Here is an 11994-nt window from a genome sequence, read left to right on the forward strand (position 1 = left end):
GGATGAGGAGAGTTAGACATGCGAGCCCTTAAAATTGCGGCCACCGGGATGACAGCGCAACAGATGCGGGTCGAGACGATCTCGAACAACTTGGCGAATATGAACACCACCGGCTACAACGCCCGGCGGGCGGAATTCGCCGACTTGCACTATCAGCAGATGGCCCGGGCCGGCACTGTGAACGCATCGAACGGAACGGTTCTGCCTACGGGTATTCAACTGGGACTGGGCGTGCGACCGGCAGCGGTGACAGTGCAATTGGAGCAAGGCGCCTTGTCGGCCACCGGGAGCGATCTGGATGTGGCGATCGAAGGTCGTGGCTATCTCGAGGTGACCCTGCCCAGCGGTCAGGCCGCCTATACGCGCGATGGCAGCCTGAAACGGTCGGCAGAAGGTCTGATCGTCACTTCGGACGGGTTTGCGGTTTCACCCGAAATCACCATTCCTGATGATGCCCGTTCTGTTTCGATCAATGCGTCGGGTGAGGTCTATGCATATTTTGACGACTCTCCCGAAGGTCAGTTGCTTGGGGAGTTTGCTCTGGCCAGTTTCTCGAACGCCAAAGGGCTGGAAGCCGTCGGAGGCAATCTGTTCAAGGAAACCGAAGCCTCTGGCGCTCCGGTTCTGGGCACTCCGGGCGAAGATGGTCTGGGAATTTTGCGGCAGGGATATCTGGAAGACAGCTCGGTCGACGCCGTGCGCGAGGTTACTGAGCTGATCGAAGCGCAACGCGGCTATGAGATGAATGCCAAAGTCATCACGGCGGTGGACCAGATGATGAGTGCGACAACGCAGGTGCGGTGATGCGACGTCTTTTATTTACTCTGATGCTAATGGCGCCAATTGCCGCTCAGGCTGACATTGTGGTTTCGACACGTACGATCCGGGCCAAGGAAGTCATTTCCGCGGCCGATCTCGAGTTTAAACCAACGGATATTGCCGATGCAATTTCCGATCCTGACCGTTTGATCGGACAAGAGGCCCGAGTGGCGCTCTACCCCGGTCGTCCAATTCGTGACTCCGATGTTGGGCCGCCTGCCATCGTCGATCGAAACGATCTGGTTGTGCTGGTGTTCAGCAGCCAACCTTTGTCGATCACCACAGAGGACCGAGCCCTGGGGCGTGGCGCAGCGGGGGATCGCATTCGTGTCATGAACCTTTCGTCCCGAACAACCGTAACAGGCCGAATCCGCCCGGACGGTCAAATCGAGGTAAAGTGATGCACGGATTGTCAAAAACCCTTCTCCTTACGGCTTTTGTCTTGTCCGCTTGTCATCGAATGGATCATTTGGGCAAACCGCCAAGTTTCACTCCAAACGAAGACTCCCCGGAACAGGTTGCAATGTTGTGGCCGGGTTTGCCATTGCATACGCAACCCCAGCGAAATGTTGACCGGTCCTCTTTGTGGAGCGGCGGGCAGCATTCGCTGCTAGGCGACCAGCGCGCGATCAAGAAAGGAGACATCCTGACCGTTGTCATCGAACTGGATGAAAAAGCTGAAATCTCGAACAACACCAGACGATCCAGATCTGGGTCCGAGAACCTTGAAGTTCCCAGCCTCTTCGGCCTGCCTCAGCGTGTGCAGAAGAACTTGCCCGAGGGCGCATCGCTGGATGAAGCCGTTTCGATTGAGGCGGATTCTTCAAGCTCTGGACGGGGATCGGTCAGGAGAAACGAAAAGCTGACTCTACGTGTTGCCGCAACAGTGCTGGATGTGTTGCCGAACGGAGTTCTTTCGATAGAGGGATCTCAGGAGTTGCGGGTCAATTTCGAACTAAGAGAGCTTCTTGTGGAAGGATACGTCCGCCCGCAGGACATCTCGCGGCAAAATGAAATCACCTATGACAAAATCGCGTCGGCACGGGTGTCGTATGGCGGCAGAGGGCAGATAACGGATGTCCAGCAACCCCGTTATGGCCAGCAAGTTCTTGATCCACTTTTGCCATTCTGAGGTGAGATCGTGATCGCGAAATTGATACCTGTGTTTTTTTTGATTGTCGGGCTTGGTGCGGGTATTGGCGCGGGTCTGGTTCTTGCTCCTGCGAAAAATCCTGAAAGTGCCGCTTCTGCAAAAGAAGCGGTCAAAGAGGTCAAGGCGGTTGATAAAAAGTCAGGTAAGTCAAAGAAAAAAGATAAGGGAGATGGCTTCGGGTATCTGAAAATGACCAAGCAATTCGTCGTCCCCGTTGTGAAAGACGACCAGATCGAAGCCATGGTAACGCTGTCGCTGAGCCTTGAGGCGAACCCGGCCATTACAGAAACCTATTTTGCAATCGAGCCTAAACTTAGAGATGGCTTTCTTCAGGTTCTTTTTGACCATGCAAACATGGGTGGTTTTGACGGGGCTTTTACAGAATCCGGGAACCTGGACGTATTGCGGAATTCCTTGCTGGAAGTAGCGCGCAAAGAATTTGGTGAAGACGTGTCCAAAGTGCTGATTCTGAGTGTAAACCGACAAGATAGCTGACGCTAATTGGCCCGATATTTCGGGCCGATCGAGCTATTGCCCGAAGTGTTTTATAGCCTTCGCTTTTCGGTTAGCCTGCTGAACTTTCATCCGCAATGCTTCTACGGCTTGTTTTCGCCCAAAAGCTGTACGTAAAGCTGCCATTCCGGCAAGTTTCTGCGCGCGCATTCGGGCAAGTTGCAGGTTCAATTGTCTCCGCGTCGCGGACTCCCAGCCATTCCAGAGAACGTCGGTCCCTGAAACCTGATAGCCTTCGATCTTGGCGCTGTCTTGGCGCGCCTGATTGAGTTGACTGTCCAATCTGGCAAGTTTTTGCTGGATCCGAGCCTCGGCCTCAAGGATCGGTCGCAGTGCCTGGAAATGCTTCTGAAACGCGGCGTTGGTTACTTTTTCCAAGTCAGGTAGCTGAGTGTGTTTCATCGAACTTGCTCCTTTGCGCGTTTTCGCATTGCTTCGGCAAACCGGATCGCGGCGGCAACAGGACGATAGTGCTCTCCGGCAATCTCCTGACCGATATCCACGGTCGAGTGAAGCGCACGTGCTGTGGGAGGGTCTGAATGGATCGGGACACCAGCCTCTCCTGCGGCAGAGCGGATGGTGGCGGCAACTTCGTCCACACCTTTGGCAACACAAACCGGGGCGCTGCCCGCAACCCGTGTCCATTTCAGCGCCACAGCAAAATGCGTGGGGTTTACGATCACAACATCCGCGTTGGGAACATCTGCCAACATTTGGTTGGTAGCAATCTCCTGTGCACGCTGGCGCCGGTGTTGTTTGACATGGGGGTCGCCCTCGGCATCCTTTGTTTCATCCATAATTTCCTTGCGCGACATACGGTTCTTGCGCATGTGCTCGGCGTATTGCCAAAGGAAATCGACAACCCCGATGGCCAGCGCGACTGCGATAACGATGAACAGAAAGCGAAACAGCAGGTTCATCATCAGCAGAATGGATGACTTTGCCGGTGCCGCGCTGGTCGACAGAATCTCGGTTAGGTTGGCTTTGAGAAAAAGCGCAAGACAGGTGCCGTAGATCAACAGCTTGGCGGTGCTTTTGGCAAACTCAAACAAGCCGCCACGCCCAAACTTGTTCTTGGCATTTGAAACCGGGGAGATACGCGAAAGTTTTGGTTTCAGTTTGCTTGGGGCAAAGATCAGCGCGCGCTGGGCGATCAAGTTCAGAAGAACAGCCGCAGCGGGAAGGCAGAACAGCAATGCCACCGGAAGCAGGGCACTCTTCAAAACCCCTGCAACCAGAGCATGCGAAGGCCCTGCCGTCAGAAGCCGCGAGAGTTCGTCGGACTGGTCGATCAGAACCATGAACACCGTGCCCATTTGCTCGACGGTGTATTGCCCGACCGTCAGAAGGGCGATCAGAAACCCGGCATATGCCGCCACAACCGACAGGTCATTGGATTTGGGAACCTCACCTTTCTCACGTGCTTTCAGCAGTTTTTGTGATGTCGGTTCGTATGACTTGTCGCTGTCGTCATCACCTGCGCTCATCTCTGCGCTCCCATCGGGTTGGTGAAGAAGGCGATCAGCGCGTCAGCCCACACGGAAAGGATCAGCGGTGTGCCTGCAAACAGCAGGAACAGCCCAGCAAAGGTAATCGCCGGAGCACCCACGAAGGCCACTATCAGCTGCGGCATCGCCCGGTTGATGACCCCAAGGGCCAAGTTATAGATCAAGGAAGCGATGACGAATGGCGTTGCCAGTGCAAAAGCCAGCCCAAAGCTGTTTGCGACCTGGTGCAAACCCCAGCGTGACACATCCGCAGCTCCGGGTGCCAATCCTATTGGAAACAACGCGTAACTCTGGATCAGAAACTGTGCGGCCCGGACGTGCAGGTCCATGATTGCCGCAAGTGTCAGCCCTGCCAGGGTCAGCAGATATCCCATAGCGGGGACCGGATCGGCCGCCGCGCCGCCCAGCAATTGCGACAATGACGTTGACTGAGCCGCAATGGACCCTGCGGTTTGCAGTGCGAGAACGAAAAGGCGCAAGCCTATCCCAAGGACAAGCCCGATCAGAACTTCGGTCCCGACCAGTCGCACGGTCACCCACAGGCTGGGGTCAATTCTGACGGCGGGCGCAGCGGGCAATATGATCAGGGTGAAAGCAACAGAAGCACCAAGCTTAACCCGTGTCGGGATACTTTGTTCACCGAAAGCTGGAAGCATCGAGACAAGAGCAGAGACACGCAGAAACACAACGAAGGCCTGCCAGATTGTTTCGGCAAGCTGAGACAGCATTTCTGGTGGCAGGGCGATCACGCGGCAACAGTTCCGACCAAAGCTGGCTTGGCTTCCAACCCGATTTCTTCGAAGGACAAAACCGGGTTGGACACGCCGCGCGCCTGCATGATTGTGCGCAGTAACCTACGGCGCCGGGTCGAGGTCACGACGGCTGGAAACAGGCCGTTGTCAGCGGATTTTGCGATGCTGCTTACAACACCGTCGGCCAGTTTGTTGAACAGGTTCGGGGGCAGCGCGACATCCACGCCGGCATTTGGGGCGTCGATCTGGTAAGAGGCGAATGTGTCCTCCCATTCAGGGGCCAACTGGATCAGAGGGATTGAGCCATCCTCGCGCTTAATATCCGCGACCAACTGAAAGCCAAGACGCTGACGCACCAGTTCGCAGATGCCTTCGGGTTGAGTGGTGGTCAGCCGCGCTTCGGCAACACTTTCAAGGATCAGCGCCATGTTGCGGATTGACACACGTTCGTCGAGCAGCAGGCGCAGAACTGCGTGCAAGGTGTCGATCGGCACTTTGTCGGGGATCAGTTCATCCAGCAATTTGCGGTTGGCTTCGGCGCGTACCGGGTCGCTCAGGCGAGTCATTTCGGACAGCAGGCGACGGAGCGATTTCAGGGTCAGCAGGCGCGAGAAGTTTCGTTTGATGATCTCCAGCAGATGGGTGGCAAGAATCTCGGGTGGTGAGACTATAGTGGCACCATTCAGCGCGGCGTCCTCCTGATCTTTGGGCAGGATCCAGCGTGCTGGAGCACCATAGACCGGCTCGGTCACGTCATTGCCCTCTGGTAACAGGTCAAAACCGTCCTGCACGAGCGCCAGGATCAGATCGGGATGCAAGACACCGCGCGCCTGTTCGACACCCTGAACCTTGATCACATACGTTCCGTTCGGCAGGTCGGCACGGTCAGTTAAGCGGATCTCGGGCAGTATCAGGCCAAAGGTCGACGCCACATAAGTGCGCATATTGGCAATACGGGCGTCCAACCCGGTGCCCGGATTCAGAACCATGCTGACCAGATCCGGGGCGAACTCCAGATGGACATCATCCAGGTCCAGAATGTCTCCGATGGCTTGGGATGTTGGCGTTTCGGTTTCTGTCGAAGACAGCTTTGTTAATGCCTCTGTGACTCGCTGCTTTCGATGAACACTGTAGGCCGCAAATCCCAGTATTGCTGCGCCGAGGATGAATGGCAGAAAAGGGAGGCCGGGCACCAGCGCGAACAGAACCATAAGCACCGCGACGGTAGACAATGCTGCCGGGTGGCGGCCAAGTTGAGAAAAGATGGCGTTGTCTGTGGCCCCTTGCGTACCGCCCCGTGCCAGCAGCAGGGCAGAAGCAATAGAAATAATAACTGCAGGGATTTGGGACACCAACCCGTCGCCAACAGTCAGAATCGCATAGGTTTCGAACGCCGAGGCCACGGGCATTCCATGCACGACAACGCCCATGACCAGGCCCATAACGAGGTTTAGCAGTGTAATCAGAAGCCCGGCGACGGCGTCTCCCTTCACGAATTTCGACGCACCGTCGAGAGAGCCAAAGAATGTCGTCTCCTGCTGTTCCAGCTCTCGCCGTTCCTTGGCCTGCTGATGATCGATTGCCCCGGCGGACATGTCGCTGTCGATCGCAAGTTGTTTGCCCGGCATTCCGTCAAGGGCAAAGCGTGCGCCAACTTCGGCCATGCGGGCAGCGCCTTTGGTGATGACCATGAAATTCACGATCAGCAGAACGCCAAACACCACCAGGCCAAGAAAAATGCTGCCGCCCATGACGAAACTGGCAAAACCTTCGATCACGTCTCCTGCCGCATTCGGGCCGGTGTGCCCCTGCCCGATAATCAGTTTCGTCGACGATACATTCAACGACAGGCGCAACATCAGAGACGCCAACAGAATCGTCGGGAAAGACGAAAAATCCAGTGGGCGCTCAATGAACAGTGTCAGGGTAAAGATCAGGATCGCCAGCGCAAAGGAGGTAGCCAACCCCACGTCCAGAACCCAGGCTGGCATGGGCAGGATCATCATGACGATGACCGTCATCAGCGCAATCGCCAGCAGGACAGTTGGTGAAAACAGGGACCGGATGTCGATCTTGGGCACGCGAAACTCCTAATTGAAGGCGATAAACGCGGTTGCGGTGCCTGCGGCTGGCACCAGAGACCCCAGCACCCCGGTGTGGGGCGTAGCGGTCTGCATCGGGATCAAGGGGAGACCGGCCCCGGTGAACGGATCGCGGGGCGTGGCCGCAACCCGGGTTTGGGACGTGCCTTCGAGCTGTGCCAGCACCGTTTGAAATCGCCCTTTGTAAGCTTCGGCAAGGGATGTCGTGCGGGAATGATATGCCCCCGCGGCCGCGGGCCACGATCCAAGCTCGGCATGCAAGTCATTCAGGAACCGGGCGGCGTAGGTTGCGTTCTCATCGGGATCGAACATCGCGTCTATCGAACGGAAGGCTTTCCCGTGCCAGCGATAATTGATCTGAAAACAGCCCACATCAAAGCTACGCTTGCCTGTTTTGAAGATTTTGAACACGTAGGCCTTGGCTTCGACCTCGGACTTGAACCAGTACCCCTGACCGTTGACATTGATCGTCCAGGGCCAGGGCTGCAACCGGTCGTCCAGTGCGCGCCCGGTTTCAACGCGCGAGATGGCGCGCAGCACGTCCAAGGGCACGCCTTCGGACAGAGCGGCGCGGCGCGCGGCCTGATCGCACAGGTCACCGGCTTTGGCATCTGGCATGGCAAATCCTGCCTGTGCCAAAAGCACATGCGACAACATGAGAACAAGCGAGATCTTTTGATTTGGCATTCTGCCGGTCCGGGATTCTGATCTATCCCGGCCAAGCTAGCCAACGATCGGTTTACAGAGAGTTATCGCCGTTTCAGTTTCGGTCGATCCTGCGCCCGAACACGACACTGGTATTGGTGCGCAGGACACCGGGAATCTTCGCCAGGTCGTCGACCAGAATGTCCAGATCTTCCAGCCTGGGCGCCTCTGCCGACAGCATAAGGTCGAATTCTCCGTTGATCGAAAGGCATAGTTTGACCTCCGGGTAGGCCTCGAGCCGCCTGATGATCCGGGTGGTTTCCTTCTGCTGTACCTCGAGCATGACGATGACCTGCACTTTCGGTGTGTCTTCCGTGGACCCGAGACGCACGGAATACCCTTCGATCAGGCCGCGCTGTTCCATCCGGTTGATTCGCTCGTGCACGGTTGTCCGGGCGACACCCAGCGTGGTCGCAATCTGCGTGGTCGAGGCGCGTGCATTGGCCTGCAGGGCGGCGATGATGCGACGGTCAAGCTGGTCCATTGGGGCTCCGGTTCGTGGTCATTCCGGGTTTAGATCAGATAGAAGCCCTTGCTCAAGGTTCGCGTGGGATGCGCGGGTGCAGATCGTCGATGATGATTGGATGCGCGTGTGGGCCTGACCCGGCCAGATGCGGGTGATCGGGCGGCAGGTCGGGGTGATCGTGGGTGATCGGCTCTTGATCGAGGCGCGGCCAAAGGCTGATTGCACCGACGACGCCCGCCACGGACAGCGTCGCCATGCTGCTGAGTGTCACGGTCGGACCAAACACGGTCATCAGCCACCCCGCCAGCGGGTAAAGAACCAGCCAGCAACCATGCGACAGGGTAAACTGCGCGGCGAAGACGGCAGGGCGATCCTCGGGATGGGCCGACCGGGTCAAAAGGCGGCCCGAAGGTGTAAGTGTGGTGGAGTATCCAAAACCGGTAAGTGCCCACAACACGGTCAGCAGACCGAGCGACATGGGAACAGTTGCGGCCAGCATCGCGGCGACGGCCATGGAGCCTGTGGCAAAAACGGCGCCGGCGACCATGACCCGACGGTCCTCGATCCGATCCAGAAGGCGGGGCAAGGTAAAGGCCGCCAGCATTGATCCGCCTCCGAACCCGGCCAGGGCAATGGCCACGGCGCTTTCCGAGAGGCCCAGATTGGCGCGCACGATGACCACGGTATTGACGATCACCATCGAACTGAGCGCGGCCGCGCTCCAGCTGAGAGCAAGCAGCCCGCGCAACCGGGGTGTTTTCAGATAGATACGAATGCCACGTGTGGTGCGGTCATAGATGCCGCGGGGTTTGCTTGGTTTGGGTGACGGGAGCACAACCGAGACAACCAGCATTGCCGATGCAACAAAACCCAGCGCAGTGCCCCAGAACAGGCTGTTGAAGCTGACCAACAGAAGCAATGCTGCGGCGAACATTGGGCTCAGCAGGCTTTCCATATCGTAAGCCAGACGCGACAGCGACAATGCACGGGTGTATTCTGCTTCGTCCGGCAGCACATCCGGAATCGTTGCCTGAAAGGCGGGTGTGAAGCCTGCCGAGGCCGATTGCAGCACGAAGATCAGCACATAGATCTGCCAGATTTCGGTTACGAACGGCAGGCACACTGCAACAGCAGCGCGGATCAGGTCCAACACGACCAGCATCTTGCGCCGATCGAGACGCTCGGCAAATGCAGCAGCGAGAGGGGCAACGGTGACGTAAGCCACCATCTTGATCGTCAGTGCCGTGCCAAGGACAAGGCCCGCAGCATTCCCGGCCAGATCAAAAGCGAGCAACCCAAGGGCGACCGTGGCCAGCCCGGTTCCGGTCAGGGCGACGATCTGGGCCGCGAAAAGGTGGCGGTAGGTGCGGTTTCTCAGAATACTCAGCATGGCTCAGAGGTACTTTGTGATCGCTTTGAAATCTTCGATCCCGCTACCATCGTCGTCAGAGGACAGGCAGTGTTCGATATGATCATGAATCAAAACGCGTTTGGCATTGGTGACGGCCTTTTCAACAGCAAACAGCTGTTGTGCGACGTCCGAACAGGGAGCCTGCCCCTCTAGCATGGCAATGACCTTGGCCAGGTGCCCATGGGCCCGCTTCAGCCGGGCCGTGATCTGTGGATGTGACTGGTGGGCGTGATTTGACATGGCTTATCCATATCCCCCCGATGGGGATAAGGTCAAGGATTTGGCATTGAATGGCCCGCAACTTTTGGACGGCGTTGAGTTTGGGGACCAAACCGCCTATCTCGGGGGCGATATCGCACAAAGGAATAGTCGCGTGGCGAACCATTTGTACAAAAACGATCTGCCGGATGGGCTGGATCTGAGCCCGGTTGTGGCCATTGACTGTGAAACCATGGGGCTGAACCCGCATCGCGACCGCCTGTGCGTGATCCAGATGTCAGGAGGTGACGGAAACAGCCATATCATCCAGGTGGACAAGGGCCAGACCGAGGCCCCGAACCTGAGTGCCATGCTGGAAAACCCCGATGTCCTGAAGCTGTTCCATTTCGGGCGGTTCGACATCGCCGCGATGTATCACACCTTTGGCGCCTTGGCCGCACCGGTTTACTGCACCAAGATCGCCAGCCGGCTAGTGCGCACATACACCGACCGGCACGGGTTGAAGAACCTGTGTCAGGAACTGATTGGCGTGGATATATCGAAACAACAGCAGATGAGCGATTGGGGCGCTGAAATCCTGACGGATGCGCAGCTGGACTATGCGGCCTCGGACGTTCTTTATCTGCACCGCCTGCGGGACGAGTTGAACAAGCGGCTGGCGCGCGAGGGCCGGACCGAGATGGCGCAGGCCTGTTTTGATTTCCTGCCGATGCGTGCGAAACTGGACCTCGCCGGTTGGCCCGAAACGGATATTTTTGCGCACTCATGACCGATACCGAAGCATTTCTGAAAACCGCCCGCCAGGTCGTCACCGATGAAGCCCGTGCGCTGGACGTTCTGTCCGACAGCCTTGACGAACATTTTGCCGAGGCCGTGCATCTGATCCTGAAAGCCACCGGGCGCATCATCATCAGTGGTATCGGAAAATCGGGCCATATCGGCCACAAGATTGCCGCCACTCTGGCCAGTACCGGAACGCCTGCCTATTTCGTGCACCCGGCCGAGGCCAGCCATGGCGATCTGGGGATGGTTTCCAAAGACGATGTGGTGCTGGCGATTTCGAATTCCGGCGAAGCGCCTGAACTGGCCAACCTGCTGGCCTTTACGCGCCGCTTTGGCATTCCGCTGATCGGGCTTTCCAGCAAGCCAGAAAGCACGTTGATGAAACAGGCGGATGTGCATTTGCTGATCCCATCAATGGGTGAGGCCTGCGGTTTTGGCATGGTACCTTCGATCTCTACGACGCTGACTCTTGCCATGGGCGATGCGCTGGCCATTGCGTTGATGAAGTATCGCGATTTCCGCCCCGAGGATTTCCGTGCCTTCCACCCCGGCGGCAAGTTGGGAGCGCGGCTGAGCACAGTGGGTGACCTGATGCATACCGGCAACGCCCTGCCTCTGGTCGCAGCGAACACCCCGATGAGCGATGCGCTGATCGAAATCAGCCAAAAGGGTTTCGGCGTGGCCGGTGTAACGGATGCGCAGGGGCAGTTGTCGGGTATCATTACTGACGGTGACTTGCGCCGGCACATGGACGGTCTTCTGGATAAAACGACCGAGCAGGTCATGACGGCCAGCCCGACCACCATAACACCGGGCGCATTGGCCGAAGAGGCGGTGGCGATCATGAATGATCGCAAAATCACATCTCTGTTCGTGGTTGACGAGGCTTCATCAGGTCAGCCCCTGGGCCTTCTGCATATCCACGACTGCCTGCGCGTCGGTCTGGGCTGAGGGAGACTGAAGTGGACAGGTATTCCCGCATGGTACAGTTCCTGAAGGTTCTGTTGCCGCTTGCGGCCATTCTGATGCTGTCCACAGTATTCCTACTGTCCCGCAGCATCGAAACCAACGTGACGGTGCCATTTGCTGAGAAAGACATTGACGAGCGGCTGGCGCAGCAGGTGGTCACTCAGCCGAAATATCGCGGGACAACCCGCAAAGGCGAAGATGTTCAGATCGAGGCCACCCAAGCAAAGCAGGGCAGCGAAGACGAAACCCCGACCGCATCCGAGTTTCGGGGGCGTCTGGGGCTTCTCAGTGGCGGAACGATATTTCTGGACTCCAATTCAGGTTTGATCCGCCCAGATGAGGGCAGGGCAACTTTCGTTGGCGATGTGGTAATTACAACCGCCGACGGTATTAAGGTCACAACGGATCTGCTCAACACGTCGCTGGACGAAATCCGGGGCGACACTCCGGGGCGGGTAAATGGAACCGGGCCGATCGGCAACTTTTCCGCCGGACGCATGACCTTCGGGGCTGAAAAAAAGGGCGAACCGGTCCATATTGTTTTTACAGACGGTGTGAAGCTGGTATACGAGCCTGAAAAAGCAGAAAGATAAC

At 57.4% G+C, this 11994-nt stretch carries 15 protein-coding genes; 7 read left to right on the plus strand and 8 right to left on the minus strand.

Features of this window, described 5'->3' with window-relative positions; translation table 11 throughout:
• The first annotated feature begins 18 nt into the window (after nucleotides 1–18).
• The 4 genes from flgG to AC2FFA_RS17905 are packed head-to-tail and all read left to right on the plus strand — an operon-like array spanning nucleotide 19 to nucleotide 2467.
• Entirely contained in the window at nucleotides 19–804 is a 786-nt protein-coding gene (gene flgG / locus AC2FFA_RS17890) for a flagellar basal-body rod protein FlgG (protein WP_496852609.1), read from the plus strand.
• Complete coding sequence (gene flgA / locus AC2FFA_RS17895; protein ID WP_496852610.1) at nucleotides 804–1220, plus strand: flagellar basal body P-ring formation chaperone FlgA; 417 nt, start codon at nucleotides 804–806, stop codon at nucleotides 1218–1220. The genes flgG and flgA overlap by 1 nt, the downstream gene beginning before the upstream one ends.
• Entirely contained in the window at nucleotides 1220–1951 is a 732-nt protein-coding gene (gene flgH / locus AC2FFA_RS17900) for a flagellar basal body L-ring protein FlgH (RefSeq protein ID WP_496852611.1), read from the plus strand. The genes flgA and flgH overlap by 1 nt, the downstream gene beginning before the upstream one ends.
• Before the next feature lie 9 nt (nucleotides 1952–1960).
• Nucleotides 1961–2467, plus strand: coding sequence for a flagellar basal body-associated protein FliL (locus AC2FFA_RS17905; protein ID WP_496852612.1), 507 nt, complete (start codon nucleotides 1961–1963; stop codon nucleotides 2465–2467).
• Between the two features lie 33 nt (nucleotides 2468–2500).
• Here the strand turns inward: AC2FFA_RS17905 and AC2FFA_RS17910 are convergent, their stop codons facing one another.
• The 8 genes from AC2FFA_RS17910 to AC2FFA_RS17945 all read right to left on the minus strand — a co-directional run bounded on the left by AC2FFA_RS17910 (nucleotide 2501) and on the right by AC2FFA_RS17945 (nucleotide 9669).
• Complete coding sequence (locus AC2FFA_RS17910; RefSeq protein WP_496852613.1) at nucleotides 2501–2887, minus strand: hypothetical protein; 387 nt, start codon at nucleotides 2885–2887, stop codon at nucleotides 2501–2503.
• Complete coding sequence (gene flhB / locus AC2FFA_RS17915; RefSeq protein WP_496852614.1) at nucleotides 2884–3972, minus strand: flagellar type III secretion system protein FlhB; 1089 nt, start codon at nucleotides 3970–3972, stop codon at nucleotides 2884–2886. Before flhB ends, AC2FFA_RS17910 begins: the two co-directional genes overlap by 4 nt.
• On the minus strand, nucleotides 3969–4742 hold the full coding sequence (locus AC2FFA_RS17920; protein WP_496852615.1) for a flagellar biosynthetic protein FliR: 774 nt from the start codon (nucleotides 4740–4742) through the stop codon (nucleotides 3969–3971). The genes flhB and AC2FFA_RS17920 overlap by 4 nt, the downstream gene beginning before the upstream one ends.
• The gene (gene flhA, locus AC2FFA_RS17925; RefSeq protein ID WP_496852665.1) at nucleotides 4739–6766 is read right to left on the minus strand and encodes a flagellar biosynthesis protein FlhA; all 2028 of its coding nucleotides are present in this window, start codon (nucleotides 6764–6766) and stop codon (nucleotides 4739–4741) included. Before flhA ends, AC2FFA_RS17920 begins: the two co-directional genes overlap by 4 nt.
• A 69-nt stretch (nucleotides 6767–6835) precedes the next feature.
• Entirely contained in the window at nucleotides 6836–7534 is a 699-nt protein-coding gene (locus AC2FFA_RS17930) for a transglycosylase SLT domain-containing protein (protein WP_496852616.1), read from the minus strand.
• Nucleotides 7535–7607: 73 nt separating this feature from the next.
• Nucleotides 7608–8036, minus strand: a complete 429-nt coding sequence (locus AC2FFA_RS17935; protein ID WP_496675185.1) for an Lrp/AsnC family transcriptional regulator — start codon at nucleotides 8034–8036, stop codon at nucleotides 7608–7610.
• 52 nt (nucleotides 8037–8088) lie between these two features.
• The gene (locus tag AC2FFA_RS17940) at nucleotides 8089–9408 is read right to left on the minus strand and encodes an MFS transporter (protein ID WP_496852617.1); all 1320 of its coding nucleotides are present in this window, start codon (nucleotides 9406–9408) and stop codon (nucleotides 8089–8091) included.
• Nucleotides 9409–9411: 3 nt separating this feature from the next.
• The gene (locus tag AC2FFA_RS17945) at nucleotides 9412–9669 is read right to left on the minus strand and encodes a metal-sensing transcriptional repressor (protein WP_117870976.1); all 258 of its coding nucleotides are present in this window, start codon (nucleotides 9667–9669) and stop codon (nucleotides 9412–9414) included.
• A gap of 133 nt (nucleotides 9670–9802) precedes the next feature.
• On the opposite strand from AC2FFA_RS17945, the gene AC2FFA_RS17950 reads away from it, so the two are divergent.
• Genes AC2FFA_RS17950 through lptC form a run of 3 tightly spaced genes read left to right on the plus strand, consistent with a single transcriptional unit; the run spans nucleotide 9803 to nucleotide 11993 of the window.
• A complete protein-coding gene (locus AC2FFA_RS17950) occupies nucleotides 9803–10417 on the plus strand; it encodes a ribonuclease D (RefSeq protein ID WP_496852666.1) in 615 nt (204 codons plus the stop codon).
• The gene (locus AC2FFA_RS17955; RefSeq protein WP_496852618.1) at nucleotides 10414–11382 is read left to right on the plus strand and encodes a KpsF/GutQ family sugar-phosphate isomerase; all 969 of its coding nucleotides are present in this window, start codon (nucleotides 10414–10416) and stop codon (nucleotides 11380–11382) included. Before AC2FFA_RS17950 ends, AC2FFA_RS17955 begins: the two co-directional genes overlap by 4 nt.
• A gap of 11 nt (nucleotides 11383–11393) precedes the next feature.
• Nucleotides 11394–11993, plus strand: a complete 600-nt coding sequence (gene lptC, locus AC2FFA_RS17960) for an LPS export ABC transporter periplasmic protein LptC (RefSeq protein WP_496852619.1) — start codon at nucleotides 11394–11396, stop codon at nucleotides 11991–11993.
• The last annotated feature ends 1 nt before the right edge of the window (nucleotide 11994 follow it).

It is taken from the genome of Ruegeria sp. YTSB088, assembly GCF_059609825.1.

Bases quoted from the DNA above. Each gene is read 5' to 3' on its own strand.
- AC2FFA_RS17910 (WP_496852613.1), bottom strand. From the start codon at position 2,887: ATGAAACACACTCAGCTACCTGACTTGGAAAAAGTAACCAACGCCGCG.
- flgH (WP_496852611.1), top strand. From the start codon at position 1,220: ATGCACGGATTGTCAAAAACCCTTCTCCTTACGGCTTTTGTCTTGTCC.
- AC2FFA_RS17935 (WP_496675185.1), bottom strand. From the start codon at position 8,036: ATGGACCAGCTTGACCGTCGCATCATCGCCGCCCTGCAGGCCAATGCA.
- flhB (WP_496852614.1), bottom strand. From the start codon at position 3,972: ATGAGCGCAGGTGATGACGACAGCGACAAGTCATACGAACCGACATCA.
- AC2FFA_RS17955 (WP_496852618.1), top strand. From the start codon at position 10,414: ATGACCGATACCGAAGCATTTCTGAAAACCGCCCGCCAGGTCGTCACC.
- flhA (WP_496852665.1), bottom strand. From the start codon at position 6,766: ATGACGGTCATCGTCATGATGATCCTGCCCATGCCAGCCTGGGTTCTG.
- AC2FFA_RS17930 (WP_496852616.1), bottom strand. From the start codon at position 7,534: ATGCCAAATCAAAAGATCTCGCTTGTTCTCATGTTGTCGCATGTGCTT.
- AC2FFA_RS17940 (WP_496852617.1), bottom strand. From the start codon at position 9,408: ATGCTGAGTATTCTGAGAAACCGCACCTACCGCCACCTTTTCGCGGCC.
- flgA (WP_496852610.1), top strand. From the start codon at position 804: ATGCGACGTCTTTTATTTACTCTGATGCTAATGGCGCCAATTGCCGCT.
- flgG (WP_496852609.1), top strand. From the start codon at position 19: ATGCGAGCCCTTAAAATTGCGGCCACCGGGATGACAGCGCAACAGATG.
- AC2FFA_RS17945 (WP_117870976.1), bottom strand. From the start codon at position 9,669: ATGTCAAATCACGCCCACCAGTCACATCCACAGATCACGGCCCGGCTG.